26 protein-coding genes and 1 tRNA gene are annotated in these 25,773 nt (G+C 69.5%); 11 read left to right on the top strand and 16 right to left on the bottom strand.

Features of this window, described 5'->3' with window-relative positions; translation table 11 throughout:
* Positions 1-74 precede the first annotated feature (74 nt).
* Positions 75-674, top strand: coding sequence for a superoxide dismutase (locus IT40_RS02930; RefSeq protein WP_036750350.1), 600 nt, complete (start codon positions 75-77; stop codon positions 672-674).
* A 122-nt stretch (positions 675-796) separates the two neighbouring features.
* Complete coding sequence (locus IT40_RS02925; protein ID WP_036750348.1) at positions 797-1,243, top strand: copper chaperone PCu(A)C; 447 nt, start codon at positions 797-799, stop codon at positions 1,241-1,243.
* On the opposite strand, the gene IT40_RS02920 is transcribed toward IT40_RS02925, so the two are convergent.
* The 3 genes from IT40_RS02920 to IT40_RS28270 are packed head-to-tail and all read right to left on the bottom strand — an operon-like array spanning position 1,240 to position 4,592.
* Positions 1,240-1,881 (bottom strand): arylesterase, encoded by a 642-nt coding sequence (locus tag IT40_RS02920; RefSeq protein WP_052095691.1) that lies wholly within the window; start codon positions 1,879-1,881, stop codon positions 1,240-1,242. The two genes, IT40_RS02925 and IT40_RS02920, sit on opposite strands and share 4 nt — an antisense overlap.
* Positions 1,878-4,301, bottom strand: coding sequence for a heavy metal translocating P-type ATPase (locus IT40_RS02915; protein WP_036750341.1), 2,424 nt, complete (start codon positions 4,299-4,301; stop codon positions 1,878-1,880). Before IT40_RS02915 ends, IT40_RS02920 begins: the two co-directional genes overlap by 4 nt.
* A 36-nt stretch (positions 4,302-4,337) precedes the next feature.
* On the bottom strand, positions 4,338-4,592 hold the full coding sequence (locus IT40_RS28270; RefSeq protein ID WP_036750338.1) for a hypothetical protein: 255 nt from the start codon (positions 4,590-4,592) through the stop codon (positions 4,338-4,340).
* A 137-nt stretch (positions 4,593-4,729) separates the two neighbouring features.
* Between IT40_RS28270 and IT40_RS02905 the strand changes: the two genes are divergently transcribed.
* Entirely contained in the window at positions 4,730-5,314 is a 585-nt protein-coding gene (locus IT40_RS02905; protein ID WP_072461056.1) for a L,D-transpeptidase, read from the top strand.
* Complete coding sequence (gene mnmH, locus IT40_RS02900) at positions 5,315-6,412, top strand: tRNA 2-selenouridine(34) synthase MnmH (protein ID WP_052095690.1); 1,098 nt, start codon at positions 5,315-5,317, stop codon at positions 6,410-6,412.
* Between the two features lie 18 nt (positions 6,413-6,430).
* Here mnmH and IT40_RS02895 read toward each other — a convergent pair whose 3' ends face one another.
* The 9 genes from IT40_RS02895 to IT40_RS02855 form a co-directional block, all read right to left on the bottom strand.
* A complete protein-coding gene (locus tag IT40_RS02895; RefSeq protein ID WP_036750335.1) occupies positions 6,431-7,234 on the bottom strand; it encodes a purine-nucleoside phosphorylase in 804 nt (267 codons plus the stop codon).
* Positions 7,218-8,183, bottom strand: a complete 966-nt coding sequence (locus tag IT40_RS02890; protein ID WP_036750333.1) for an ABC transporter permease — start codon at positions 8,181-8,183, stop codon at positions 7,218-7,220. The genes IT40_RS02895 and IT40_RS02890 overlap by 17 nt, the downstream gene beginning before the upstream one ends.
* A complete protein-coding gene (locus IT40_RS02885; RefSeq protein WP_036750330.1) occupies positions 8,183-9,277 on the bottom strand; it encodes an ABC transporter permease in 1,095 nt (364 codons plus the stop codon). The genes IT40_RS02890 and IT40_RS02885 overlap by 1 nt, the downstream gene beginning before the upstream one ends.
* A 61-nt stretch (positions 9,278-9,338) precedes the next feature.
* Complete coding sequence (locus IT40_RS02880; RefSeq protein ID WP_036750328.1) at positions 9,339-10,910, bottom strand: ABC transporter ATP-binding protein; 1,572 nt, start codon at positions 10,908-10,910, stop codon at positions 9,339-9,341.
* On the bottom strand, positions 10,911-11,897 hold the full coding sequence (locus IT40_RS02875) for a BMP family lipoprotein (RefSeq protein ID WP_036750325.1): 987 nt from the start codon (positions 11,895-11,897) through the stop codon (positions 10,911-10,913).
* A gap of 91 nt (positions 11,898-11,988) precedes the next feature.
* Positions 11,989-12,390: a GNAT family N-acetyltransferase gene (locus IT40_RS02870; RefSeq protein ID WP_036750322.1), complete on the bottom strand. Its 402-nt coding sequence runs from the start codon at positions 12,388-12,390 to the stop codon at positions 11,989-11,991.
* Positions 12,387-12,980, bottom strand: a complete 594-nt coding sequence (tsaB, locus tag IT40_RS02865; RefSeq protein ID WP_036750319.1) for a tRNA (adenosine(37)-N6)-threonylcarbamoyltransferase complex dimerization subunit type 1 TsaB — start codon at positions 12,978-12,980, stop codon at positions 12,387-12,389. Before tsaB ends, IT40_RS02870 begins: the two co-directional genes overlap by 4 nt.
* Positions 12,973-13,527, bottom strand: a complete 555-nt coding sequence (locus IT40_RS02860; RefSeq protein ID WP_036750316.1) for a NifU family protein — start codon at positions 13,525-13,527, stop codon at positions 12,973-12,975. The genes tsaB and IT40_RS02860 overlap by 8 nt, the downstream gene beginning before the upstream one ends.
* Positions 13,528-13,714: 187 nt before the next feature.
* A complete protein-coding gene (locus tag IT40_RS02855) occupies positions 13,715-14,170 on the bottom strand; it encodes a universal stress protein (RefSeq protein ID WP_036750313.1) in 456 nt (151 codons plus the stop codon).
* Positions 14,171-14,327: 157 nt separating this feature from the next.
* Here IT40_RS02855 and IT40_RS02850 point away from each other — a divergent pair, with 157 nt between their 5' ends.
* From IT40_RS02850 to IT40_RS28265, 3 genes are all read left to right on the top strand, one after another.
* A complete protein-coding gene (locus IT40_RS02850; protein ID WP_083538983.1) occupies positions 14,328-15,077 on the top strand; it encodes a sugar transferase in 750 nt (249 codons plus the stop codon).
* Positions 15,078-15,198: 121 nt separating this feature from the next.
* The gene (locus IT40_RS02845) at positions 15,199-16,137 is read left to right on the top strand and encodes an NAD-dependent epimerase/dehydratase family protein (RefSeq protein WP_036750311.1); all 939 of its coding nucleotides are present in this window, start codon (positions 15,199-15,201) and stop codon (positions 16,135-16,137) included.
* 547 nt (positions 16,138-16,684) lie between these two features.
* Positions 16,685-16,915 (top strand): hypothetical protein, encoded by a 231-nt coding sequence (locus tag IT40_RS28265; RefSeq protein ID WP_139293896.1) that lies wholly within the window; start codon positions 16,685-16,687, stop codon positions 16,913-16,915.
* Here the strand turns inward: IT40_RS28265 and truA are convergent.
* From truA to IT40_RS02830, 3 genes are all read right to left on the bottom strand, one after another.
* A complete protein-coding gene (truA, locus tag IT40_RS02840) occupies positions 16,908-17,714 on the bottom strand; it encodes a tRNA pseudouridine(38-40) synthase TruA (protein ID WP_036750310.1) in 807 nt (268 codons plus the stop codon). The genes IT40_RS28265 and truA overlap by 8 nt on opposite strands.
* Positions 17,715-17,716: 2 nt before the next feature.
* Positions 17,717-18,700: a 5-bromo-4-chloroindolyl phosphate hydrolysis family protein gene (locus tag IT40_RS02835; RefSeq protein WP_036750309.1), complete on the bottom strand. Its 984-nt coding sequence runs from the start codon at positions 18,698-18,700 to the stop codon at positions 17,717-17,719.
* Between the two features lie 297 nt (positions 18,701-18,997).
* A tRNA-Gly gene (locus IT40_RS02830) sits at positions 18,998-19,071 on the bottom strand.
* Positions 19,072-19,157: 86 nt separating this feature from the next.
* On the opposite strand from IT40_RS02830, the gene IT40_RS02825 reads away from it, so the two are divergent.
* A complete protein-coding gene (locus IT40_RS02825) occupies positions 19,158-20,606 on the top strand; it encodes a TrkH family potassium uptake protein (protein WP_036750307.1) in 1,449 nt (482 codons plus the stop codon).
* On the opposite strand, the gene IT40_RS02820 is transcribed toward IT40_RS02825, so the two are convergent.
* Positions 20,603-21,883, bottom strand: coding sequence for a peptidoglycan-binding domain-containing protein (locus IT40_RS02820; protein ID WP_244273986.1), 1,281 nt, complete (start codon positions 21,881-21,883; stop codon positions 20,603-20,605). The genes IT40_RS02825 and IT40_RS02820 overlap by 4 nt on opposite strands.
* Positions 21,884-21,969: 86 nt before the next feature.
* Here IT40_RS02820 and IT40_RS02815 point away from each other — a divergent pair, with 86 nt between their 5' ends.
* The 3 genes from IT40_RS02815 to glyS are packed head-to-tail and all read left to right on the top strand — an operon-like array spanning position 21,970 to position 25,615.
* Positions 21,970-22,920 carry a glycine--tRNA ligase subunit alpha gene (locus IT40_RS02815; protein ID WP_036750389.1) on the top strand — a complete coding sequence of 317 codons (951 nt, stop codon included), beginning with the start codon at positions 21,970-21,972 and terminating at the stop codon, positions 22,918-22,920.
* Positions 22,917-23,399, top strand: a complete 483-nt coding sequence (locus IT40_RS02810) for a DUF6446 family protein (protein WP_011746884.1) — start codon at positions 22,917-22,919, stop codon at positions 23,397-23,399. Before IT40_RS02815 ends, IT40_RS02810 begins: the two co-directional genes overlap by 4 nt.
* The gene (gene glyS / locus IT40_RS02805) at positions 23,399-25,615 is read left to right on the top strand and encodes a glycine--tRNA ligase subunit beta (RefSeq protein WP_036750304.1); all 2,217 of its coding nucleotides are present in this window, start codon (positions 23,399-23,401) and stop codon (positions 25,613-25,615) included. The genes IT40_RS02810 and glyS overlap by 1 nt, the downstream gene beginning before the upstream one ends.
* Positions 25,616-25,773: the final 158 nt, after the last annotated feature.

Here is a 25,773-nt window from a genome sequence, read left to right as displayed (position 1 = left end):
CGGCCGACAGGGCTTTTCCCCGACTGGCTCCTGTGCCAGAACACAATCCGAAACCGTTGGAAAGGAAATCGAAAATGGCCTTCACGCTTCCCGATCTTCCCTATGCTCACGACGCGCTGGCCGCTGGCGGCATGTCCAAGGAGACGCTGGAATACCACCACGACAAGCACCACAAGGCCTATGTCGACAAGCTGAACGAGCTGATCGCCGGCACCGAATGGGAAGGCAAGAGCCTCGAGGACATCGTCAAGGGCACCTACCAGTCGGGGGCCGTGGCGCAGAACGGCATCTTCAACAACGCCAGCCAGCATTGGAACCATGCCCAGTTCTGGGAAATGATGGGCCCGAACCCCGGCGCCATTCCGGGCGAGCTGGAAAAGGCCCTGACCGAAGCCTTCGGTTCGGTGGACGAGTTCAAGAAGAAATTCGCCGAGGCCGGCGTCGGCCAGTTCGGCTCGGGCTGGGCCTGGCTGGTCAAGGACAAGGACGGCAGCCTCAAGGTCACGAAGACCGAGAACGGGGTGAACCCGCTCTGCTTCGGCCAGACCGCGCTGCTGGGCTGTGACGTGTGGGAACACAGCTATTACATCGACTTCCGCAACGCGCGGCCGAAATACCTGGAAAACTTCCTCGACAAGCTGGTGAACTGGGAAAACGTGGCCTCGCGCCTCTGACCCCCGGCAAGACGCCGCATCAAGGCCCGCCCCGTTCGGCGGGCCTTTTCCATGGCGGGCGGAATCGGGTTGCGGCGGGGCGCATCCGGCGCCAGGCTTTGCCCCATGCGCAAGGAGACGAGATGAAACCGCTGCTGCCCGCCCTTTGCCTGGCCCTGATCCCCCTTGCCGCGCCGGCCCAGGATGCGGCGCTGGTCGTCCGTGACGGCTATGCCCGCGCCGCCAATCCCCGTTCCGGCGCCGCCTTCATGGTGATCGAGAATCGCGGCACCGAGGCCTGCACGCTTTCCTCGGTCGCCTCGGACGCGGCCGAGCGCGTCGAATTGCATACCCATCGCGACGAGGGCGGCGTGATGCGGATGGTCAAGGCGGATCCGATCCGCATTCCCGCCGGCGAGTGGCACGAACTGGCGCGAGGCGGCGACCATGTGATGCTGATGGGGTTGAAGCAACCGCTTGCGGATGGCGACCAACTGGCGCTGACGCTGGATTTCGGCCCCTGCGGCAGGGTCGAAACCCGCCTGCCGGTGGATAACGGGCGCATGCCCGGACCCGCTGCGGGGCATTAGCGCCGGCCTTCGGCCTTTTCGATCAGCGCCTCGACCTTGGGGCCCAGCGATTGCACGATCAGCCCGACGCCTTCGGCCGAGGCATGCAGCCCGTCGGCTTGCAGCATGGTCCTGTAGCCTTCGTCCGGCAGGTCGAAAAGCGGCTGATACAGGTTCTCCATCAGCAGCGCGTCGTGCTGCGCGGCCATGCGTGGCCAGATCCCGGCCCAGTCGCGGCTGAGCGGCTCGTCATGGTCGGGCGAGGCGATGCCGACCAGCAGCAGCGGCCGGCCGGTCTTGCCGGCCTGGCCCAGGATCGAATCCAGGTTGTCCTCGACCATGGCGGGGGAAAAGCCCATCAGCAGGTCGTTGCCGCCCAGCTCGACGATCACCGCGTCGGGCTTGTGGCGGGCCAGCGAATAGCCGATCCGCACCCGCCCGCCGGCGGTGGTGTCGCCCGAAAGCCCGCCGTTCAGCACCAGCACGTCATGGCCGCGCGCCCTTAGCCAGTCCTGCAATTGCGGCACCAGCCCGTGCTTGCGCGGCAGGCCGTAGCCCTCGGTCAGACTGTCGCCGAAGGCCAGGATGCGCAGCGGCGTCGCCGTCGCCATCGGTGCGGCCGCAAGGGCCAGGATCAGGACAAGGGCTTTCAGCTTCATGCGGCACGCCTCAATCGCAACGCGTTACTGACCACGAAGACCGAGGACAGCGCCATCGCCCCGGCCCCCAGCATGGGTGACATCTGCGGCCCGCCAAAGGGCACCAGCGCCCCCATGGCCACGGGAATCAGGGCCACATTGTAACCGAAGGCCCAGAACAGATTCTGCCGGATATTGCGCATGACGCTGCGTGACAGGCGGATGGCCCGCGCCACGCCCATCGGATCGCCGCCGACCAGCACCACCTCGGCCGATTCGATGGCGACGTCGGTGCCGGTGCCGATGGCGATGCCGGTTTCGGCCGCGGCCAGCGCCGGGGCGTCGTTGATGCCGTCGCCGACAAAGACCGTGCCCGGCCCCATCTCGCGGATGGCGGCCAGCTTGCCTTCGGGCAGCACGCCCGCGGTCACGCGGTCGATGCCCAGCTTGCGGCCCACCGCCTCGGCCGTGGCCTGCACGTCGCCCGAGATCATCTCGGTTTGCAGGCCGAGCGCGTGCAGCTCGGCCACGGTCTGGGCCGCCTCGGGGCGGATCGGATCGGCCAGTGCCATGGCGGCGGCGTGCCGGCCGCCCACGGCCAGATGCACCGGGGTCGCGCCGTTCGCCGCCCAGCCCTCGGCCGCGGCGATCAGGGCGGGGGCGGCGGGAATGCCCGCCTCGGCCAGCGCGGCGGCATTGCCGATCAGCAGCGCGCGCCCCTCGACCCGCGCCGAAAGCCCGCGCCCGGCATTGGCCGCGACCGCCTCGGCCGGGGGCAGGTCCAGCCCCTTGTCCCGCGCGGCGCCGACGATGGCGGCGGCCAGCGGATGCTCGGAACGCGACTCGGCCGCGGCGGCAAGGCGCAGGGCGTCCAGGGGGGCGATGTCCTCGGCCTCGATGGCGGTCAGGGCGGGCGCGCCCTGGGTCAGCGTGCCGGTCTTGTCGAAGCCGACGATGCGCGCCTCGGCCAGCCTTTGCAGCGCATCGCCGCGCCGGAACAGCACGCCCAGCTCGGCCCCGCGCCCGGTGCCGACCATGATCGAGACCGGCACCGCCAACCCCATGGCGCAGGGGCAGGCGATGATCAGGACCGAGATCGCCGCAACTAGTGCCTGTCCCAGCGCGCCGGTGAAGATCATCCACAGCACGAAGGTCAGCAGCGCCAGCCCCATCACCAGCGGCACGAAGACCGCGGTGATGCGGTCGACCAGTGCCTGCACCGGCAGCTTGGTGGCCTGCGCGTCCTCGACCATGCGGATGATGCGGGCGAGCACCGTGTCGCCGCCCGTCGCGGTCACGCGATAGGCCAGCGCCGCATTGCCGTTCACCGTGCCGCCGGTCACGGGATCGCCGGGCTGCTTGGCGACGGGCACCGGCTCGCCCGTCAGCATGGATTCGTCCACCGCGCCGCTGCCCTCGGTCAGCACGCCGTCCACCGCCACCCGCTCGCCGGGGCGCAGATGCACGATGTCGCCGGGGCGCAGCTCGGCCACCGGGACTTCCACGATCTGGCCGCCGCGTTCCACATGGGCGCTGTCGGGCGCAAGTTCGATCAGCCGGCGGATGGCGTCGCCGGCCTGGCCCTTGGCGCGCGCCTCGAGCCAGCGGCCCAGCAGGATCAGCGTCACGATGACGGCGGCGGCCTCGAAATAGACATGGACCGAATCCGGCGGCAGCACGCCCGGCGCAAAGGTCGCCACCGTCGAATAGAGCCAGGCCGCCGAGGCGCCAAGCGCGACCAGGCTGTTCATCTCGGGCGTGCGGCGCATCAGCGCCGGAAAGCCGATGCGGAAGAACATCCGCCCCGGCCCGGCCAGGACCGCCGTGGTCAGCAGGAACTCCAGCACCCACAGCGTGCGCTGGCCAAGCGCCATGTGCAGCCAATGGTGGAAGGCCGGGAAGGCATGGCCGCCCATCTCGGCGACAAAGACCGGCAGGGTCAGCGCAAGGGCGATCAGGAAGTTGCGCTTCAGCGCCGCCGCGTCGCCGCCATGGTCGTGCATGTGATGGCCGGCCTCGGCCTGCACCTGCGCCGGATAGCCCTTGGCGGTCACGGTGTCGGCCAGCGCCTGCGGCGCGACGGCGGGGGAATGGCGGATGGTGGCGCTGGCGGTGGCCAGGTTCACCTGCGCCGAATCCACGCCGGGCAGCGCGGCCAGCGCCTTTTCGACCCGGCCCACGCAAGAGGCGCAGCTCATGCCCTCGATCGCCAGGCGGGTTTCAAGCGGCTCGGCCGGGTAGCCGGCGCTTGCCAGCGCCTCGACGGCGCGGGGCAGGGCCTCGGGCGCGGCCAGGCGGAAATGCGCCCGGCCGGTGGCCAGGTTGACCCGCGGCTCCTCGACCCCCGGCACGGCGGCCAGCGCCTTTTCGACGCGGGTCACGCAAGAGGCGCAGCTCATGCCCGAGACGGTCAGCTCGGCATCGTTTGGGTGATGTTTCATCGTTTTGTCCTGTCAGAATGGCGGAAAAGACGCGATTCAGACAGGATGGGGCGGGGCCTGCGGATGTTGCGGCACGTGGTTCAGGCCGGGCTGCCGGGGCGGCCCCTCGCCCGGCGTGGGGCGCCAGCGCAGCGGGTGGCCGTCGCCCGCCAGCACGGGGCGGGCCAGGCGCGGACGGGCCGCGACATGGCAGCGGCAACCGCGACCGCCCCGGCCCCGGCACAGATGCGGGGCGCGCGTGGGCGCGCGGCGCGGCGGGCGGCGGATGGAGGCACAGGTCGCGCAGGTCATGGCGGGGCGGTCCTTTCCCGATGCAAGCTAGGCACGTTTGCCGCGCGTTTCAACCGCGTCACGGCGCTTTGAGTTGATCCCGGACGCCCAAGCGGTTAGGCGCATGGTCAAGAAACGCAAGGATTCAGGACGGACAGATGAACCGCAGACAGATGCTGATGGCCGCCTTGCCGCTGGTGGCCGCGCCTTCGCTGGTTTTCGCACAGGGACAGGCGCAGCCGGCGGCGCTGACCACCCAGGCCGAGCCCAAGCGCGACCCCTATGCCCCGACCGAGGTCTCGATCCGCAACGATTTCGAGGTCGGCAGCATCGTCGTCGTCTCGAAGGACTTCTTCCTCTACCACGTCGTCGCGCCGGGCCGGGCGGTGCGCTATGGCGTCGCCGTCGGCAAGGCCGAGCTGGTCTGGAAGGGCCGCGCCACCGTCGGGCGCAAGACCGAATGGCCCAGCTGGACGCCGACGCCGGCGATGATCAAGCGCAATCCCGGCCAATATGCCCGCTGGGCCGACGGCATGCCGGGCGGCCCCGGCAACCCGCTGGGCGCGCGGGCGCTGTATCTTTACGACGCCAAGGGCAACGACACCTCGATCCGCATCCACGGCACGACCGAGCCCAATTCGATCGGCCGCGCCGTCTCGAACGGTTGCATCCGCATGCGCAACGAGGCGGTGATGGACCTGTTCGAGCAGGTGCCGATCGGAACCCCCGTCTACGTCTACTAGGTGGACATCCGCCTGACATCGCTGTCGGACCCGGCGCTGTCCGGGTTCGATACCGTCATCGATACGCGCTCTCCCTCGGAATATGCCGAGGATCACCTGCCGGGCGCGATCAACCTGCCGGTGCTGTCCGACGAAGAGCGCGCGCAGGTCGGCACGATCTACAAGCAGGTCTCGCCCTTCGACGCCCGCAAGCTGGGCGGCGCCATGGTCGCCGCCAATGCCGCGCGCCATATCGCCGGGCCGCTGGCGGGGCTGGGCGGCGGCTGGCGGCCGCTGGTCTATTGCTGGCGCGGCGGCCAGCGCTCGGGCGCCTTTGCCGGCATCCTGTCGCAGATCGGCTGGCGCGTCGGGCGGCTCGAGGGCGGCTACAAGGCCTGGCGGGCGCTGGTGGTGGCGCGCGTGGCCGCGCCCGTCGCCGCGCCGGTGCTGGTGCTGGACGGCAATACCGGCAGCGCCAAGACCGAGATCCTGGCGCGCCTTGCCGCGCGCGGCCATCAGGTCGTCGACCTGGAGGGGCTGGCGAACCACCGCGGCAGCCTGTTCGGCGCCATGCCGGGCGGCCAGCCGTCGCAGAAGCGCTTCGAAAGCCGCCTTGCCATGGCGCTGGAGGCGCTGGACCCCGCCCGGCCGCTGCTGGTCGAGGCCGAAAGCTCGCGCATCGGCGATCTGAACCTGCCGCGCGGCATCTGGCAGGCGATCACCGCGGCGCCGCGCATCCGCCTGGCCGTGCCGGTCGAGGCCCGCGCCGCCTATACCGCCCGCGCCTATGCCGAGACCTGCGCCGACCCCGAGGCGGTGGCACGGATCGTGGGCCTGTTGCGCCCGCTGCACCCGGCCGACCGGATCGAGGGCTGGCTGCGCATGATCGACGTGGCCGACTGGGGTGGATTGGCCGAGGGGCTGATGCGCGACCACTACGACCCGCGCTATGAAAAGCACCGCGCGCGTCATGACGACGGGCGCGGGCCGGTGGTGGCGCTGGACGGGCTGGAAGACCTGGAAGCCGCCGCTTCGGCGGTCGAGCCGGCGCTGGCCGGGCTTGACCCTGCCACGCCGGCGCCGGTGGCGCGGCCGGCGGCCTCCGGCGGGGATATTTGAACACGAAAGAAGCCGGGGTCAGGTGCCCTGGGCGAGAAAGCGGCGCAGGATGCGTTCCAGCTTGGCCGCGCCCAGGGGGGCCATGGCCTTGGTGTGTTCATGGCTGATCGATTCGTCCGAGAGCCCTGCGCCCATATTGGTGATGACCGAGACGGCGGCGCAGCGCAGGCCGAGGAAGCGCGCCAGGATCACCTCGGGCACGGTGGACATGCCGACCGCATCGGCGCCCAGGATGCGGGCGGCGCGGATTTCGGCCGGGGTTTCGAACGAAGGCCCCGAGAACCAGCAATAGACCCCCTCGGGCAGCGCGATCCCCTCGGCCTCGGCGGCGGCTTTCAGCCCGGCGCGGATGCCTGGGTCATGGGCTTCGGTCATCGGCACGAAGCGCGCCTCGGAAGGCTCGCCGATCAGCGGGTTGGTGCCGGCGAAGGCGATGTGGTCCGACAGCAGCATCAGCGAGCCCGGCGGCATCGCGGCGCGCAGGCTGCCGGCCGCATTGGTCAGGATCAACCGTTCTGTGCCGAGCGCCTTGAGCACCTCGAGCGCGGGGCGCATGACATCGGCGCGGCCGGATTCGTAGTAATGCGCCCGCCCGCCGAGGACCGCGACGCGCCGGCCCTCCAGCGCTCCGACGACCAGTTGCGGCACATGGCCCGACACCCCGGCATGGGGAAAGCCCGGCAGGTCGGAATAGGGAATGGCCACGCCCTCGACCGCTGCCGCCAGATGCCCGAGGCCGGAGCCGAGGACCAGCCCGTATTCCGGTGGCGCCGCGCCGGCGCGGTCGCGGATCAGGCGGGCGAGTTCAGCGTTCCTTGACATAGGGCTCTCCTCCCGCACGCGGCGGTATGGCGCGGCCGACGAAACCGGCCAGGATGACGACGGTCAGGATATAGGGCAGGGCGTTCATGAACATCGAAGGCACGGTGACGAAACCCAGATCCAGGTTCGGAAAACGGTTCGCCACCGCCTCGAGCAGGCCGAAGAGGAAGGTCGCCCCCAGCGCCCCCCAGGGCCGCCACTTGGCAAAGATCAGCGCCGCCAGCGCGATGAAGCCGCGCCCGGCGGTCATTTCCTTGACGAAACCGGCCGAGATGCCGGTGGCGAGATAGGCCCCGGCGATGCCGCAAAGCACCCCGCAGATCATCACCGCGGCAAAGCGCAGCCGGACGACCGAGACGCCGGCGGTATCGACCGAGGCCGGGTTCTCGCCCACGGCGCGCAGCCGCAAGCCGAAGCGGGTGCGGTAAAGCACCCACCAGGTCAGCGGCACCATGGCGAAGGCGACATAGACCAGGACGGTGTGGCCCGAGACCAGCTCGGCATAGATCGGACCGATCACCGGCACCGGGCGCAGGCTGTCGGCGAAGGGCAGGGTGATCTCGCCGAAGCGCGCCGCGCCGGAAAGCGAGGGCGTGCGCCCGCCCAGCCCGAAGATCTTCTGTCCCAGCAGCACCGTCAGCCCCGAGGCGAGGAAGTTGATCGCCACGCCCGAGATCAGCTGGTTGCCGCGAAAGCCGATCGAGGCCACCCCGTGCAGCCCGGCCATGGCTGCCGCGCCGGCGATGCCCGCCAGCAGCCCCAGCCAGGCGCTGCCGGTGGCATAGGCGACCGAGGCCGAGGCGAAGGCCGCCATCAGCATCTTGCCCTCGAGCCCGATGTCGAAGACCCCTGCGCGTTCCGAATAAAGCCCGGCCAGGCAGGCCAGCAGCAGGGGCGTCATCAGCCGCACCGCCGAATCGAGGATCTGGATCAGCGTCGCGAAATCCATCACGCCCCCTTCCGGCGCAGCGCCGCGAACAGCCGCTCCAGCGGCATGCGCACCATGTTGTCGAGCGCCCCGGTGAACAGGATCACCAGCGCCTGGATGACCACGATCAGCTCGCGCGGGATCGAGGTCCACAGCGCCAGCTCGCCCCCGCCCTGGTAGAGGAAACCGAAGAGCAGCGCCGCCAGCAGCACGCCAAGGGGATGGTTGCGCCCCATCAGCGCCACGGCGATGCCGATGAAGCCGGCGCCCTCGACCGCGTTCAGCACCAGCCGCTCGGCCTCGCCCATGACGTTGTTCACCGCCATCAGCCCGGCCAGCGCGCCCGAGACCAGCATGGCCAGCACGGTGATGCGCACGGGCGAGATGCCGGCGTAAAGCGCGGCGGGCTCGGACTTGCCGAAGGCGCGGATCTCATAGCCCAGCCGCGTGCGCCAGATCAGCAGCCAGACCAGCAGGCAGGCGGCGATGGCCAGAAAGAAGGTGACGTTGGCGGGTGTGTTGCGGCCCCATTCGACGCCCAGCCCCAGCGCCATCTCGGAAAGTTTCGGCAGATGCGCCGCCTCGGGGAAACGGGCCGAGGCCGGATCCATGCTGCCCACCGGCCGCAGCACGTTCACCAGCATATAGTTCAGGGCCGCGGCGGCGATGAAGTTGAACATGATGGTGGTGATGACGATATGGCTGCCGCGCCGGGCCTGCAACCAGGCCGGGACCAGCGCCCAAAGCGCGCCGAACAGCGCTGCCCCCATGGCCGCCGCCGGCAGCGCCAGGGCCCAATGCGGCCAGGGCAGCGCCAGCACCACCAGCGCCACGCCCAAGCCCCCCATGGCGGCCTGCCCCTCGCCGCCGATGTTGAACAGCCCCGCATGATAGGCAACCATCACCGCCAGGCCGGTAAAGACGAAATTCGTCGTGTAATACAGGGTGAAGCCCCAGCCATAGCTGGACCCCAGCGCGCCCTGCACCATCACCTTCAGCGCCTCGGCCGGGCTTTCGCCGATGGCCAGGATCACCAGCGCCGAGATGGCAAAGGCCAGCACCAGCGAGATCAGCGGCGTCAGGATCACATCCGCCCATTTCGGCATTCGCTCCATCAGCCCGCCTCTCCCGGCTTTCTCCGTTTTCCAAATACCCCCGCCGGAGGCATGCGACGCCTCATCCCGCACCGCCGCCGGCATCGGCGCGCGCCGGTTCCACCCCGGCCATCAGGCAGCCCAGGTCGCCGGTCGTCGCCTCGGCGGGCAGCCGCTCGCCCATGATGTGGCCGTCGAACATCACCAGGATGCGGTCGGACAGCGCCATGATCTCGTCCAGTTCGACCGAGACCAGCAGCACCGCGCGGCCGGCGTCGCGCAAGGCGACGATGCGCTTGTGGATGAATTCGATGGCGCCGATGTCCACCCCGCGCGTCGGTTGGCCGATCAGCAGCAGCTCGGGGTTGCGCTCGACCTCGCGCGCCACCACGATCTTCTGCTGGTTGCCGCCCGAGAAGCTTTTTGCCGCAAGGTCCGGGTTCGGCGGGCGGATGTCGAAACGCTGGATCTTGCCCATCGCATCGGCGCGGATGGCGGCATTGTCCATCAACGGGCCGCGCTGGAACTCCGGCGCATGGTGATAGCCGAAGGCGATGTTTTCCCAGGCGGTGAAATCCATGATCAGCCCCTCGGCCTGCCGGTCCTCGGGGACATGGCCGATGCCGGCGCGGCGGCGGGCGCGGCCGTCGGCCCCCGGACCCTGCAGCGGCAGGGGCCGGCCGCCAAGCCGGATCTCGCCCTGCAGCCGTGCCCCCGCCTCGGGAAAGCCGCCCAGGATCTCCAGCAGCTGCGTCTGGCCGTTGCCGGCGACGCCGGCGATGCCCAGGATCTCGCCGGCGCGGATCTCCAGGTCGATGCCGCGCAGCCGCTCGACGCCCTCGGCATCGACCATGCGCAGGCCCCGCACTTCCAGGACCGGGGCGCCGGGCCGGGCGGGGGGCTTGTCCACCCGCAGCAGCACCTTGCGGCCCACCATCAGCTCGGCCAGCTCGGCCGGGCCGGTCTCGGCGGTCCTGACCGAGGCCACCATCTCGCCCCGCCGCATGACCGAGACATTGTCGGTGATCTCCATGATCTCGCGCAGCTTGTGGGTGATCAGGATGATGGTCTTGCCCTCGTCCTTGAGCCCGCGCAGGATGCGAAACAGGTGGTCGGCCTCGGCGGGGGTCAGCACGCCCGTCGGCTCGTCCAGGATCAGGATGTCGGCCCGGCGATACAGCGCCTTCAGGATCTCGACCCGCTGCTGGTGGCCGACCGACAGCTCCTCGACCAGCGCGTCGGGATCGACCTGCAACCCGTATTCGGCTGCCAGCCGCTTCAGCTCGCCGCGCGCCCGCGACAGCGAGGGGCGCAGCAGGCGGCCGTCCTCGGCACCCAGGACCACGTTTTCCAGCACGGTGAAGTTCTGCACCAGCTTGAAATGCTGGAACACCATGCCGATGCCGGCGCGGATCGCGGCCTGGCTGTCGGCGATGGCGACGGGCTTGCCGCCGACCAGGATCTCCCCCGCATCCGGGCGATAGAAGCCGTAGAGGATCGACATCAGCGTCGACTTGCCGGCGCCGTTCTCGCCGATGATGCCGTGGATGGTGCCGCGCGGCACCACCAGGTCGATGTCCCTGTTGGCCTGCACCGGCCCGAAAGCCTTGGAGATCCCACGCAATTCGATCGCCGGGGCGGGCGTGGCCGTCATTCACTGCACCGGGCAGGTGTTGTCGGCCATGTAGTCGTGAACCGTGATCTCGCCCGCCTCGATGGCCTTGGCGGCGGTATCGATGGCGCCGGCGATCTCGTCCGAGATCAGCGGCTTGTTGTTCTCGTCCATGGCCAGCGACACCCCGCCCGAGGCCAGGTCCATGACCCTCACGCCCGGCTCGACCTCGGTCCCGGCCTTGAAGGCCTCGTAGACGGAATTGTCCACGCCCTTGACCATCGAGGTCAGCACCTTGCCCGGATGCAGGTGGTTCTGGTTGCTGTCCACGCCGATCGACAGCACGCCGGCATCCGCCGCCGCCTGCAGCACGCCGATGCCGGTGCCGCCCGCCGCGGCATAGACCACGTCCGCGCCTTGCGAGACCTGCGCCTTCAGCAACTCGCTGCCCTTCACCGGGTCGTTCCAGGCCGCCGGCGTGGTGCCGGTATAGTTGATGATCAGCGTGCCGTCCGGCCGGGTGGCCTTGAAGCCCTGGGCATAGCCGCATTCGAACTTGTGGATCAGCGGGATGTCCATGCCGCCGATGAAGCCGACCGTGCCCGATTTCGACGCCAGCGCCGCCGCCACGCCGGCCAGATACGAGCCCTGCTCTTCGGTAAAGACCACGGATTGCACGTTGGGCTGCTCGACCACCATGTCGATGATGACGAATTTCGTGTCGGGATAGTCCGGCGCGATCTTGGCCAGCACCTCGCCAAAGGCAAAGCCGGTCATCACGATGGGATTGGCCCCGGATTGGGCCAGCCGGCGCAGGGCCTGTTCGCGCTGCGCCTCGGACTGCATCTCCAGTTCCTTGTAGGTGCCGCCGGTCTCGGCCTTCCAGCGCTCGGCGCCGTTATAGGCGGCCTCGTTGAAGGATTTGTCGAACTTGCCGCCGAGGTCGAAGATCAGCGCCGGATCGGCCAGGGCCGCGACGGGCAGCAGGGTCAGGCAGGCGCCGGCGAGCAGGGATTTCATCAGGGACATGTCGGACCTCAGGACGGTTTGCGGGCGAGTCGGCCCAGGATTGTCGGATTAGGGCGCATGGGCCGGAATCCGTCAACAATCTTGTCTGGGGTCAGAGCGCCTGCCGCATCAGCACCGCATCCAGTCCGGGGGCGTAATAATTCCGCCGCTTTCCAAGGGTTTCCCAGCCTGCGCCGGCATAAAGCGCGATGGCGGCCGCGTTGTCCGCGGCGACTTCCAGGAAGGCTTCGCGCGCGCCCCGCGCCTGTGACGTCGCGGCGAATTCGGCCAGCAGCGCCGAGGCCAGCCCGCGGCGGCGCGCCTCGGGGGCGATGGCCAGCGTCAGCAGCTCGGCCTCGTCGGCGATGGCACGGCCCAGCAGGAAGCCCTGCGGCCGGGTCAGCAGGAAATTCGGCGGGCCGGCCAGCAGCGCCTGGAACTCGGCCGCCGTCCAGGGCCGCGGATGCGCGGCAAAGCAGCGGCCATGCAGCGCTGCCAGATCCTCGGGCGTCATGACAGGATCAGCGGGCCGCGGTCGCGCGCCGGCGCGGCATCGGCCGGGCGCAGATAGATCGGCGCCGGGCGCGGCAGGTCCGGCTGGTCGCGCCGTGCGGCGGCGATGCGGGCGATGGCTTCGGCCAGCGGCATGGCCGCGGACAGCGGCGCGGGGCCGGGCGGCAATTCATGCGCGGGGGCCTGTTGCGGCCGGGTGGCGGCGCCGGTGCCGAAATCCTGCCAGATCACCTCGCCCATGCGCGAGGGCACGGCGACGCGGCAGGGGCGGGGCAGGCCATGCGCGGCCGCCTCGGTCACGCTGACGCCGACGGCGGGGATGCCCAGCGACAGCGCCAGCCCGCGCGCCGCCGCCACCGATATGCGGATGCCGGTGAAATTGCCCGGCCCGATGCCGCAGCCGATGACGGAAAGGTCGCGCCAGCCGACGCCCGCCTCGGCCAGCACCTGGCCAAGCAGCGGAAACAGCCGCTCGGCCTGGCCGCGGGCCATGTCCTCATGGCGCTGGACCAGCAGGCGGTCGCCTTGCAGCAAAGCGGCCGCGCAATGCGCGGCCGATGTGTCGAAGCCCAGCGAGAGCGGCTCAGCCAACGGGACGGACCTCGGTCACTTCCGGGATGTAGTGGCGCAGCAGGTTCTCGATCCCCATCTTCAGCGTCAGCGTGGACGAGGGGCAGCCGGCGCAGGCGCCTTGCATGTGCAGGTAGACCACGCCGCGGTCGAAGCCGTGGAAGGTGATATCGCCGCCGTCCTGCGCCACGGCCGGGCGCACGCGGGTATCCAGCAGCTCCTTGATCTGGCTGACGATTTCCGCATCCGGTCCGTCCTGGTCGTTATGGCCGCCGGCGGATGCGCCCTCGATGGCCGGGGCGCCGGACTGGTAATGCTCCATGATCGCGCCCAGGACCGAGGGCTTCAGGTGGTCCCAGACCGCGTCGTCGGCCTTGGTCACGGTCACGAAATCCGAGCCGAGGAAGACCCCGGTCACGCCCGGCACGGCAAAGATGCGGCGCGCCAGCGGGCTGGTGGCCGCGGCTTCGGCTGCGGGGAAATCGGCGGTGCCGCTGCCCAGGACGGTTTCGCCCGGCAGGAATTTCAGCGTCGCGGGGTTCGGGGTGGTTTCGGTCTGGATGAACATGGCGCGGGGCTCCTTTGAGGCGGATATGGGGATCGAAGGGCGGACAAGTCAAGTCGGAGGCCGCCCCCATCCCCGACGGGCGGCCTTGAAAATGCGGCGCAAACCATCGGCGCATGACCCAGAGCCGCGGCCGGGGGGCGGCGGCGGCATTCGCCAGGTGCCGCGACCATCCGCCGCAGCGGGCGGCTCAGGTGATCTGTTCCAGCCGCTCGCGCGAGATGTCGCCGGGCACGATGGTGACGGGGCAGGGCAGGTTCGCCACCTCGCGCATCAGCCGCGTGACCAGCGGCCCCGGCCCCGCGCTTTCGGTCGAGGCGGCCAGCACCACCACGCCGATCTCGGGGTCGTCGTGGATCTGGGCCAGAAGCTCGGCGCCCGGCTCGCCCTCGCGCACCACCAGCTCGGGCTCGATGCCGGGGCGGTCGCGCATCCATTTGGCGAAGACCTCGTAATGCGCCTCGATCCGCTCATAGGCTTCGGCGCGCATCACGTCGGCGACGCCCATGCCGTGCTGGATGGCCGTGGTGGGGATGACCGCCAGCACCTGCACCCCGCCTCCGGTCTTTGCCGCGCGCAGGGCGGCATAGCGGATGGCGTTCAGGCATTCGCGGGAATCGTCCAGAACCACCAGAAATTTCCGCATGAATCCCGCCCCGGTTGCCTTGGAATGAGCAAAGACTGGCCGAAAGGACACGCTTGCGCAAGTCCGGCACAGTTTTCGCCCTTGCGCTCATTCAAAATTAACGAGTGCTATGGTAGGCGGGAGAAGTAGCCACAGCGCCAAAACGCGGGACGGAATTGTGACGATTCACCAGGACTGGGAAAAAGCCGATATCGCACGGCTCGCCACAGTGGCCCAAGCCGAGATGTCGTGGTTCAAGGACCAGGCGCATGCGCCCGCCATGGCCACCATGCCCCTGTCGAAGCGGGTCTTCGACATCACCCTGGCGCTGGTGGCCCTGGTGCCGCTGTCCATCGTCATGGCGGTCTTTGCCCTGATCCTGCTGGTCTTGCAGGGGCGGCCGATCTTTTATGCGGCGCCGCGGATGGCGGCGCCGGGGCGGACCTTCACCCATCTCAAGTTCCGCACCATGCTGTGCCAGCAGGACGATTTCGGCGTCACCGGCGCGCACAAGGCCTGGCGCATCACGCCGCTCGGCCATTTCATGCGCCGCACCCGCATCGACGAATTGCCGCAGCTGTTCAACATCCTCAAGGGCGACATGAGCTTTGTCGGCCCGCGCCCGACCATCCGCGAATATGTCGAACGCTATCCCGCGGTCTATGGCCAGGTGCTGAAAAGCCGGCCCGGCGTCACCGGGCTGGCGACGCTGATCTATCACCGGCACGAGGACCGCATCCTGCGCCGCTGCAAGAGCGCCGAGGCAACCGAGGCCGCCTATGCCCGGCGCTGCCTGCCGACCAAGCTCAAGATCGACCTGATCTACCAGAAGAACCGGACGCTGGCGCTGGACCTTTGGATCATCTGGCGCACCGTGCTGATCGTGCTTTACAAGGACGAGCGGCCTCGCCGCCGCGGCCGCAAGTAAGGCCCCGGCGATTTTTCCGATGCGCGCGGATCCCCCGCCCCCGCCGGGCGTTATGGCGGTATATCCATCCTAGGCCTACAGGATTCTGACGCCACCGGCGCGGAAACGGAAAGGGAAATGCTTGCAGCGTAAGGCTCTCGTCACCGGAGGGGCAGGGTTCATCGGCAGCCACCTCGTCGACCGGCTGCTGGCCGGCGGAGAGGAGGTCGTCGTCCTGGACGATCTCTCCAGCGGCAGGATGGACAATCTGCCCGCGGAGGTGCGGCTGGTCCGGGGCGACGTCTGCGATGCCGATCTGGTCGGCAGGCTGCTGGCCGGGGTGGACTGCATCTTTCACCTTGCCGCGCGGGTTTCGGTGCAGCTTTGCATCACCGACTGGATGGCCGCGCATCGCGTCAACCTGGGCGGCACCATGGCCGTGCTGCACGCCGCGCACCGGGCCGGCAATATTCCCGTGGTCCATGCCTCGTCCGCGGCGGTCTATGGCAACCGCGCCGGCGCCACCTGCCGCGAAAGTGACCTGCCCCTGCCGATTTCGCCCTATGCCGCCGACAAGCTGGCCGCCGAGCATCAGGCCGGCGCCATGGCGGCGGTGAACGGCCTTTCTTCGGTCGGGCTGCGGTTCTTCAACGTCTATGGCCCGCGCCAGGACGCGGCCTCGCCCTATGCCGGGGTGATTTCGCGATTCTGCGCCAACCGGCTGGCGGACCGGCCGCATGTGATCTTTGGCGACGGGCAGCAGAGCCGGGATTTCATCTATGTCGCCGATGTGGTGGAGGGCCTGCTTTGCGCCCGCGACCTGGCCGGGAGGGCGCCGGGCGCCCAGGTCTTCAACCTCTGCACCGGGGTCGAAACCACGCTGCTGGATCTGGTGCGCCAGATCGACGGGGTCGCGGGGCGGGGGGCCAGCGCCATCGAACACGCGCCGGCGCGCCCCGGCGACATCCGCGCCTCTTGCGGCTGTCCGCAGGCCGCGCGCGACCGGCTGGGCTTCGTCGCCGCCACGGACATGCGATCGGGGCTGGACATGCTTTGGGACAGGCTGGGTCCGGCCGGCTAGAGGGCATCTGCATCTGGGGATGCCCACCTTGCCCGAACTCTGTTTCAGGATCGAGAACCGGGGCGATCTTGAGCAGGCGAGCCCTGATCGATGGGCAATGGGGGCGAATTGGACCACCTCTGCCGGGCAAGGCGGGTGATCGGGGCGGCAGCGGGACCGACAACCGGCTCCCGCATCGACGCGGTTCTGCGGCTGGCGCGTCGCGTGTCGCGACCTGCCGCCGGAGCCGGGGCGCTGGAGGGGTGCTTGCCCCGATTCCGCCGCGGGCCTCGCGCCAGGGTGTGGGGTTGTCTTTTCAAGGAGTTGAGAGCCGATCTCCGTCGATCGATGCCCCGATCTCAAGGGTCCATGCCGATGCGATCTCGCAGATGGTGCCGCGGCGGGCTGACCACGAGAGTTCATGCCGCGGTGGATGCACCCTGCCCGGCAAGGTTCCCAGTGACGCCTAGCCATGGCGCCGGTAGCCCGCAGGCCAAGGGATTGCTCTGCGGCCTGGCCGGCCCCTGCCAAGCCATCGCCGATGCCGGATGCGGCAGGGATTTGCCGGATGCGGCAGGGATTCCTGCGCCGGTTCATTTTTGGCGATCTGCGCGCCACCGCAGCCGGGCTGGAAGGCACCCCCCCGGCCGGAGTCTCCGTAAGAAGCGCCGCACGGTGGCATGTTTTCTTAAACCGGATCAAACCCTTCCGCCGCATCGCGCCCCGCTGCGAGGAAACCGTCGCCTCGTCAAAGGCATTCCCCGACAGCGCCGGCGCAATCGCATGGTTTCCTAAATGAAGGCGCCGGCTTGGTTCAGCGCCTCGGGGAAGGGCGGGGTGCCATAGCCGACCCCGGTCAGGTAAAGCCCCTGCGGCGGGCAGACCGGCCCGCAGGCGGCGCGGTCGCGGGCGGCCAGCGCCTCGGCCACGCGTCCGGGCGGCCAGGCGCCGGCGCCGACCCGCTCCAGCGTGCCGACGATCGAGCGCACCTGGTTGTGCAGGAAGGACCGCGCCCGCAGGGTAAAGCGGTATTCGCGGCCCTGCGGGATCGGGGTTTCCTGGATGGTCAGCTCGTCCAGCGTCTTCACCGGGCTCTGCGCCTGGCACATGGTCGAGCGGAAGGTGGTGAAGTCGTGCCGGCCCAGCAGATGCGCCGCGCCCGCGCGCATGGCGGCCAGGTCCAGGGGGTGCTGCACCTGCCAGGCGCGGCCGCGGTCATGGGTCAGCGGCGCGCGGCGCGCGACCAGCCGGAACAGGTAGCGCCGCTCATGCGCCGAGAAGCGGGCGTGAAAGTCGTCCGCCACCCGCGCCGCGGCCAGCACGGCGACGGGGGCGGGCTTCAGGTGCCAGTTCAGCGCCTCGGACAGCCGGAAGGGATCCCAGTCGCGCTGCAGGTCGGCATGCGCGACCTGGCCGGTGGCATGGACCCCGGCATCGGTGCGCCCCGCCGCGGCGATCCGCGCCCCGGCCGTGAAACCGGGATCGAGCCGGCCGAGCGCCGCCTCGATGGCGCCCTGCACGCTGGGCCGGTCGGCCTGGGCCTGCCAGCCGGCAAAGGGGCTGCCGTCATATTCGATCAACAGGGCGAAACGGGGCATGGCTAGCGGCGCGGCTTGTCGGATTCGCGCGGGATCAGCAGGTCGTCGAGCGTCATCGAGCGCGGCAATTCGGCGGGCTCGGCCGGCTCGGCGGGCGCGGGCCGGGGCCGCACGCCTTCCCGTGCCAGCCGGTCGCGCAGCACGCCGATCTCGATGTCCAGGTCGCTGCGGCCGCCTTCCAGCAGCTTGGCGCTGCGGGCGGCGAACTCGGTTTCCAGGTCGTCCAGCAGCGTCTCGTAATCCTGGCGCGCGCGCGGGTCGCGGGTCTGGGCGTAGAGGTCGGCGAACTTGACCGTCGCGTCGCGCGCGCCTTGCAGGTAGACGCTGAGATAGCGGCGCAGGGCGGCGATGGTGTCGGGATTGTCCTCGACATGGGCGAAGAGTTCGCGCGCGGTGGCGGCGAACATGCCGACACGGGCCTCGAGCCGGCGGTCGCCGCTGCGCAGGATGGCGTCCTGCATGGCCTTCAGATGCGCCTCGCCCTCGGCGACGATGCGTTGGGCGCGGTCCTGGCGGACGCCGTCGATGCCCTCCATGCCCTTGTCGCGCATCGGGTCGCCGCCGAAGGCGAGCCAGTGCAGCATGGCCCCGGCGACGCCGATCACCCCGGCGCCGGCCTCGGCGCCCGGCACATAGGCGCCCAGGGCAAGGCCGAGCCCGGTCAGGATGCCGCCGAAGAGCTTGCGCGGGATCGCCGGGCGGCGGGCGATGCGGCGGGCGTCATAGGCGGCCTCGGCCTGCAGCCCCTGGCGTGTCATCCACATGCCCGAGGCGATGGTGCCGAAGGCGATCAGATGCAGGGCGAGCCCGGCCGGATCCTGCCAGAAGGCGCTGATGAGAAAGGGGGCCGCCATGATCGTGACCCAGCGCGTTCGCGATTCCAGCGGATGCCGGATCTCGCCCGGTGCGGGGCGCGCGGGCGGGCGCGGGCCGGTGCCGTCCGGCCGGGGCTGCGGCGAGAAGCGGCCGCCGAAACGCCTTGCCATCGCCGCGCCCTCAGCCCGCGCCCAGGAAGGAGGCATAGAGCGTCAGGCCCATCAGCAGAAAGAAGGACAGGCGCTGCATGGCTTTCCGGGACATGGGCTTCCTTTCGGCGCGTCGGGCAATGTTGCCCGCAGGATATAGGGCCTTGCGGGCGGGAACGGAAGGGCGCGGCGGTCGGGGGGCTCTGCCCCCCGCGCCTCATGCGCCCCTCGATGGGGCGCGTGAGGCGCTCCCCCCGGAGTATTTGGAAAACGGAGAAAGCCGGTTTCGGGCGGGCGGTGCGGCATGCGGGGAAGGGGTGGAGCGGGTGATGGGAATCGAACCCACGTATTCAGCTTGGAAGGCTGCTGCTCTACCATTGAGCTACACCCGCGTCGCGCCTTTCTATAGGGGGTGGCGCGGGTTCGTGCAAGCGTCGCGCGCTTGACGCCTGCGGGGCGGCGGGGCAAGCAGGGCGGCATGATCGATATCCGTCCCGTGGCCAATATCGTCGGCAAGGTCGTCGTCACGCTGGGGACGGCGATGGCGCTGCCCATGCTGGTCGATTGGTGGCATGGCGACCCGCATTGGCTGATCTTCCTGGAATGCGGCATCCTGACCATGCTGGCCGGCGGGCTGGTGGCGCTGTCCACGCGGCAAAAGGACAAGTCGCTGACCATCCAGCAGGTGTTCCTGCTGACCGCGATGCTGTGGCTGGTGGTGCCGGTGGCCGGTGCGCTGCCCTTCATGCTGGGCGCGCCGCAGGCCGGCTTCACCGACGCCTATTTCGAGGCCATGTCGGGCGTCACCACCACCGGCACCACCGCATTCCCCGATCTCGACAACCTGCCCAAGGGCACCAACCTGTGGCGGGCCTTCCTGAACTGGGCGGGGGGGCTGGGGAGCATCGTCGTCGCCATGATCTTCCTGCCGGTGATGAAGGTCGGCGGCATGCAGTTCTTTCGCTCGGAAGGCTTCGACACGCTGGGCAAGATCCTGCCCCGCGCCTTCGACATCGCGCGCGAGATGACCGGGGTCTACATCGCCATGACCGCAAGCTGCATGGTGGTCTATATCCTGCTGGGCATGAAGGGCTTCGATGCGCTGGTGCTGGCGCTGTCCACCTGTTCCACAGGGGGCTTTTCCAATTACGACGCCAGTTTCGCGCCCTTCATCGGGCCGGCGGAATATGCCGCCGCCTTCTTCATGATCCTGGCCTCGATCCCCTTTATCCGCATGGTGCAGCTGATCCGCGGCTCGGCCGAGCCGATCTGGCGCGACATCCAGGTCCGCGCCTATCTGCGCTGGACCTTCTATGCCATCGCGCTGGTGGTGCTTTACCGGCTGTTGTGGCTCGAGGCGAAGAACCCCTTCGACGTGATCCGCGAGACCACCTTCAACGTCGTCTCGACCTTTTCGGGCACCGGCTTCGCCTCGACCGACGTGACGCAATGGGGGCATTTCCCCTTTGTCGTGCTGATCGTGGTTGGGCTGATCGGCGGCTGTACCGGCTCGACCTCGTGTTCGGTCAAGGTGTTCCGCTATCTGGTGCTGTTCCAGGCGGTCAGGGCGCAGCTCAAGCGCATGCAGTCGCCGCACCGGGTGTTTCCGCTGCTTTATGGCGGCCGCCCGCTGGAAGAGGACGTGGTCGATTCGGTGATGGCCTTCTTTACCCTGTTCATTCTCAGCTTCGGCCTGCTGATCGTCGGGCTGGCGCTGACCGGGCTGCATCCGCGCACGGCGCTGACCGCGGCCTGGACCGCCATCGCCAATGTCGGCGTGGTCTGGGGGCCGGAGCTGACGCCCGAGGGGGCGGTGACGAATTTCCCCACCGCCTCGAAATGGCTGATGATCTGGGGGATGTATCTGGGCCGGCTGGAGCTGATCTCGGTGCTGGTGCTGCTGCTGCCGCGGTTCTGGCGCGGCTAGTCCTGCGCGATCGCCGGGGCGATGGCGGGCGCCTCGGGCCGGGCCTCGGTGGCGCCGGGGGCGAAGCGGGCCAGGTTGTCCGATATCTCGGCCGCCAGCCGGTGCTGGTCCTCGGGGTCCGAGATCGGCCAGATCAGCACGAAGCCCTGCACCCGGCCGTCGACCACCCGGCCTTCGGCATGGCCGATATGGGTCTGGTTGCGCCCGTCCAGCGTGACGCTGCCGCGTTCCACCTTGCGCTCGGGCGCCGGCACCCAGCCGAGCGCGGTGACGAGGCCGGCGAGGTCCAGCATCTCTTGCTGGCCGCCGGGCTGCGAGAACAGGATCAGCGCCGCGCCCGAGCCGTCCTTGGGCCCATAGATCGACAGCGCGCGCTCGGCCCGGTCGAATTGCAGCTTCTCCATCGGCGCGGGCAGCATCAGGCCGGTATGGGCGTCGCGCAGCTCGGCCAGGCCCATCTCGGCCCGCCAGGCTTCGCGGCGGCGGATCAGCTCGGCCATGGCGGTCGCGGTATCGGGCGAGGCGCGCAGGCGCACGATTTCCTCGGCGATGGCGGCGCGGGTCTTGGGGCCGTCCTTGCCGTCGATGCCCCCGTCGTAATGGCCGGCCCAACGCAGGGCGCGCTGGATCTCCTCCAGCGGCGGCATGGGCACGGGGGCCGCATCCGGGGCAGGGGGGGCGCCCAGGTCCGGCACCTTGCCGATGATCGCGATCTCGCCCATCTCCTCGCCTGGCGCGAGGAAGGCGTCCTTGGGCACCGCGCCCGCATCCCGGAACGCTTGAAGCCAGGCGGTGCCGGTCGCCCGGTCCATCGGGCCAAAGCCGATGGCCAGCCGGCCGCCCGGCAGGGTCCACAGCCCGGCCTCGGGCAGGGTCTCGCGCCATTTCGCCAGCAATTCCTCGGCCCGCGCGCGGTCGGGGGTGGATTCGAGGCGCAGGGAGAACTGCTCGGGCGCGGCGTCGCCGATCCGGGTCAGCTCGCGCCCCTCGGCGGCGGCCAGGAAGCTGTCGCCCGGCACCTTGCGCTGCTGCTTCAGCTGTTCCAGCCGTGCAGCCGCCTCTTCGCGCGGCATCGGGCCAAGCGCGATGCCGACCCAGCCGTCGGCCAGCGGGAAGGTCACGACATCGGGGAACTCCGCGCCCCAGTTCCGGGCGGTGGCGGCCGCGGCTTCCGTGCCGCGCTTGGCCTCGATGCGGATCACCACGTCCTCGGCCTGCGCCGCAAAGCCCAGAGACAGCGGCAGAGCCGCACCGATGACGAATGCAAAGCGCCGCATGGGCATGTCCCTCTCATTGACCCTGCGCCGCCCTCTGCCTAGAAGGCGGCAGACATTTCCTGCCAGTTATGCCGAAGGAAGCCCCGATGACCAGCCCAAAGGACAATCAGACGGCGAAACCCGTCTGCTTCCAGGACGTGATCCTGCGCCTGCAATCCTATTGGGCCGCACAGGGCTGCGCGGTGCTGCAACCCTATGACATGGAGGTCGGCGCCGGCACCTTCCACCCGGCGACCACGCTGCGCAGCCTTGGCGCCCGGCCCTGGGCCGCGGCCTATGTCCAGCCCTCGCGCCGGCCGACCGACGGCCGCTATGGCGAGAACCCGAACCGGTTGCAGCACTACTACCAGTATCAGGTCATCATCAAACCCTCGCCGCCGAACCTGCAGGAGCTTTACCTGGGCAGCCTTGCCGCCATCGGCCTGGACCCGATGATCCACGACGTGCGCTTCGTCGAGGACGACTGGGAAAGCCCGACGCTGGGCGCCTGGGGCCTGGGCTGGGAGGTCTGGTGCGACGGCATGGAGGTCAGCCAGTTCACCTATTTCCAGCAGGTCGGCGGGCATGACTGCCGCCCGGTCTCGGGCGAGCTGACCTACGGGCTGGAGCGGCTGGCAATGTATGTGCTGGGGGTCGAGCATGTGATGGACATGCCCTTCAACCCGCCCGGCAGCCCGATCCCGCTGAGCTATGGCGACGTCTTCCGCCAGGCCGAGCGCGAATATTCCCGCTGGAACTTCGAACAGGCCGATACGGACATGCTGCTGCAGCATTTCAAGGATGCCGAGGCGGAATGCGACCGCATCCTGGCCGCCGCGGACACGGACGGCGCCGGGCGGCGCATCCCGATGGCGCATCCGGCCTATGACCAGGCGATCAAGGCCAGCCACCTGTTCAACCTGCTCGATGCGCGCGGCGTGATCTCGGTCACGGAGCGCCAGGCCTATATCGGCCGCGTCCGCGCGCTGGCGAAACGCTGCGCCGACCTGTTCGTGACCACCGAGGCGGCTGGCGCGGTAGGGGGAGAGGCGGCATGAGTTCGGGCAAGATCGTCGCCTCGATGCTGGTGCTGGTGGCCGTCATGGCCGGCCTGGCCGTCTGGTATCTGCAGGTCTATGGCTTCTACGACCAGGTGGACGAGATCAGCGGCGCGCAGGACATCGTCGTCACCGATGCGCAGGGCGCGACACATCCGGTCGCGGTCGCGGATTTCAAGGCCATCGACGCCACAAGCTCGCCCATCCGCTATCGCGCCTGCTTCACGCTGGACCCGGCCGAACTGGCCGATGCCGCGCCCTATGCCGGTGCGACGCCGCTGAACGGGCCGGGCTGGTTCAAGTGCTATTCCGCCAGGGCGCTGACCGCCGACCTGGAATCGGGCGCGGCCCGCGCCGTGCTGGGCCAGGCCGAGATCCGCCCCGACGTGGACCGGGTGATCGTGGTCTATCCCGACGGCCGCGCCTTTGCCTGGCACCAATTCAACGACAAGACCCCCGAACGCGGAGTGATGGACTGATGCCCGACCTTCTGATCGAGCTTTTCTCGGAGGAGATCCCGGCGCGGATGCAGGCCCGCGCCCGCGAGGATCTGAAGAAGCGCGTCACCGACGGGCTGGTCGAGGCGGGCCTGACCTATCGCTCGGCCGGCGCCTTCTCGACCCCGCGCCGGCTGGTGCTGGCCGTCGAGGGGCTGACCGCGGAAAGCCCGACCACGCGCGAGGAACGCAAGGGCCCCCGCACCGACGCGCCCCAGGCGGCGCTGGAGGGCTTCCTGCGCTCGACCGGCCTGACCCGCGAGCAGTTGGAGGCACGCGACGACAAGAAGGGCCAGGTCTGGTTCGCGGTGGTCGCCAAGCCCGGCCGCCCCGCCGCCGAGATCGTGGCCGAGGTGCTGGAGCGCACGATCCGCGATTTCCCCTGGCCCAAGTCGATGCGCTGGGGCGCGGGATCCCTGCGCTGGGTACGGCCGCTGCATTCGATCATCTGCCTGCTCTCGGACGAATCCGGCGCCAGCGTGGTGCCGCTGGAGATCGAGGGCATCCGCGCCGGTGCCACCACCCGCGGCCACCGCTTCATGGCGCCGGATCAGATCACCGTCTCGGGCTTCGAGGACTACGCCGCCAAGCTGCGCCGCGCCCGCGTCATGCTGGACCCCGCCGAACGCGAGGCGGCGATCCGGCAGGAGGCGGCGAACCTCGCCTTCGCCCGCGGCTGGGAGATCGTGCCGGACGAGGGCCTGCTCTCCGAGGTCGCGGGCCTGGTCGAATGGCCGGTGGCCCTGATGGGCGCCATCGAGGACCGTTTCCTGTCCCTGCCGCCCGAGGTGCTGCAGACCTCGATGAAGGAACACCAGAAGTTCTTCTCGGCCCGCAATCCCAAGACCGGCCGCATCGAGGGCTTCGTCACCGTGGCGAATATCGAAACCCCCGACCATGGCGAGACGATCCTGAAAGGCAACCAGCGCGTGCTGGCGGCGCGGCTGTCGGACGCGGCCTTCTTCTGGGACAACGACCTGCGCGAGGCGAAAGCGGGCATGCAGGACTGGGCCGAGGGGCTGCGTTCGGTGACGTTCCAGAGCAAGCTCGGTAGCCAGGCCGACCGCATCGCCCGCATCGCGGCGCTGGCGCGCGAGATCGCGCCGCTGGTCGGTGCCGACCCGGACCAGGCGGAGCAGGCGGCCAGGGTGGCCAAGCTCGACCTGCGCTCGGCCATGGTGGGCGAGTTCCCGGAACTGCAGGGCACGATGGGTCGCTATTACGCGCTGGCGGCCGGCCTGCCCGAGCCGGTGGCCGACGCCGCCCGCGACCATTACTCGCCGCTCGGCCCCTCGGACGCGGTGCCCTCGGCGCCGGTGTCGGTGGCGGTGGCGCTGGCCGACAAGCTCGACACGCTGACCGGCTTCTGGGCCATCGACGAAAAGCCCACCGGCTCGAAAGACCCCTTCGCGCTGCGCCGCGCCGCGCTGGGGGTGATCCGGCTGGTGCTGGTGAACGGGGTGAGGGTATCACTTTCTAAGTTGTTCCATACTTTCGGTGAAGTCCACCTCGACTTTTTCTTCTTTAGGCAACGCGATGAATTTGCTGAAAGCGAGAACTCGCTGATTGCTGCTGGTTTTGATAAACCGAACTACGATCAGAAACTTAAGGCGTTCGAAAAGACACAATCTCCTGAAGGGGCACGGTTTATTGCTGCGCTTGTTGCAATGGAATCCGACCTCCTCGCCTTCTTCCACGACCGCCTGAAAGTCCACCTGCGCGACCAGGGCATCCGCCACGACATCATCGACGCGGTGCTGAACATGCCCGGCAGCGACGACCTCGTGCTTCTGGTCAACCGCGCCACCGCGCTGAACGACGTGCTCCAGACCGCGGACGGCACCAACCTGCTGCAGGGGCTCAAGCGCGCCGGCAACATCCTCGCCCAGGCCGAGGAGAAGGACGGCGTCGAATACAGCTTCGGCGCCGATCCGAAATTCGCCGAGACCGACGAGGAACGCAGCCTGTTCGCCGCCCTCGACAAGGCGGAACCGGCGATCCGCGAGGCGGTGCGGCTCGAGGATTTCCAGGCCGCGACCCAGGGCATCGCCAGCCTGCGCGCGCCCATCGACGCCTTCTTCGAGGCGGTGCAGATCAACACCGACAACCAGATCACCCGCCGCAACCGGCTGAACCTGCTCTCGCGCATCCGCGAGGCCGGCCGGCTGGTCGCGGATTTCGGCCGGATCGAGGGCTGACCCCCTTTTCTTCGTTGCAAAAATACTCCGGGGGGAGCGCCTCCGGCGCCCCGTCGAGGGGCGCAGGAGGCGCGGGGGGCAGAGCCCCCCGGCCCGCCGCACCACCTGCTGTTCTTCGCACTTGCAGCAATGCGCCGGCCATGCCTAATGTGACGGCA

Origin of the sequence: Paracoccus versutus (assembly GCF_000763885.1) — a bacterium.
In the GTDB taxonomy this organism is placed as follows: Bacteria; Pseudomonadota; Alphaproteobacteria; order Rhodobacterales; family Rhodobacteraceae; genus Paracoccus; species Paracoccus versutus.
The sequence above is the reverse complement of the archived record's forward strand: the minus strand, read 5'-3'. Positions and strand labels throughout refer to the sequence as shown.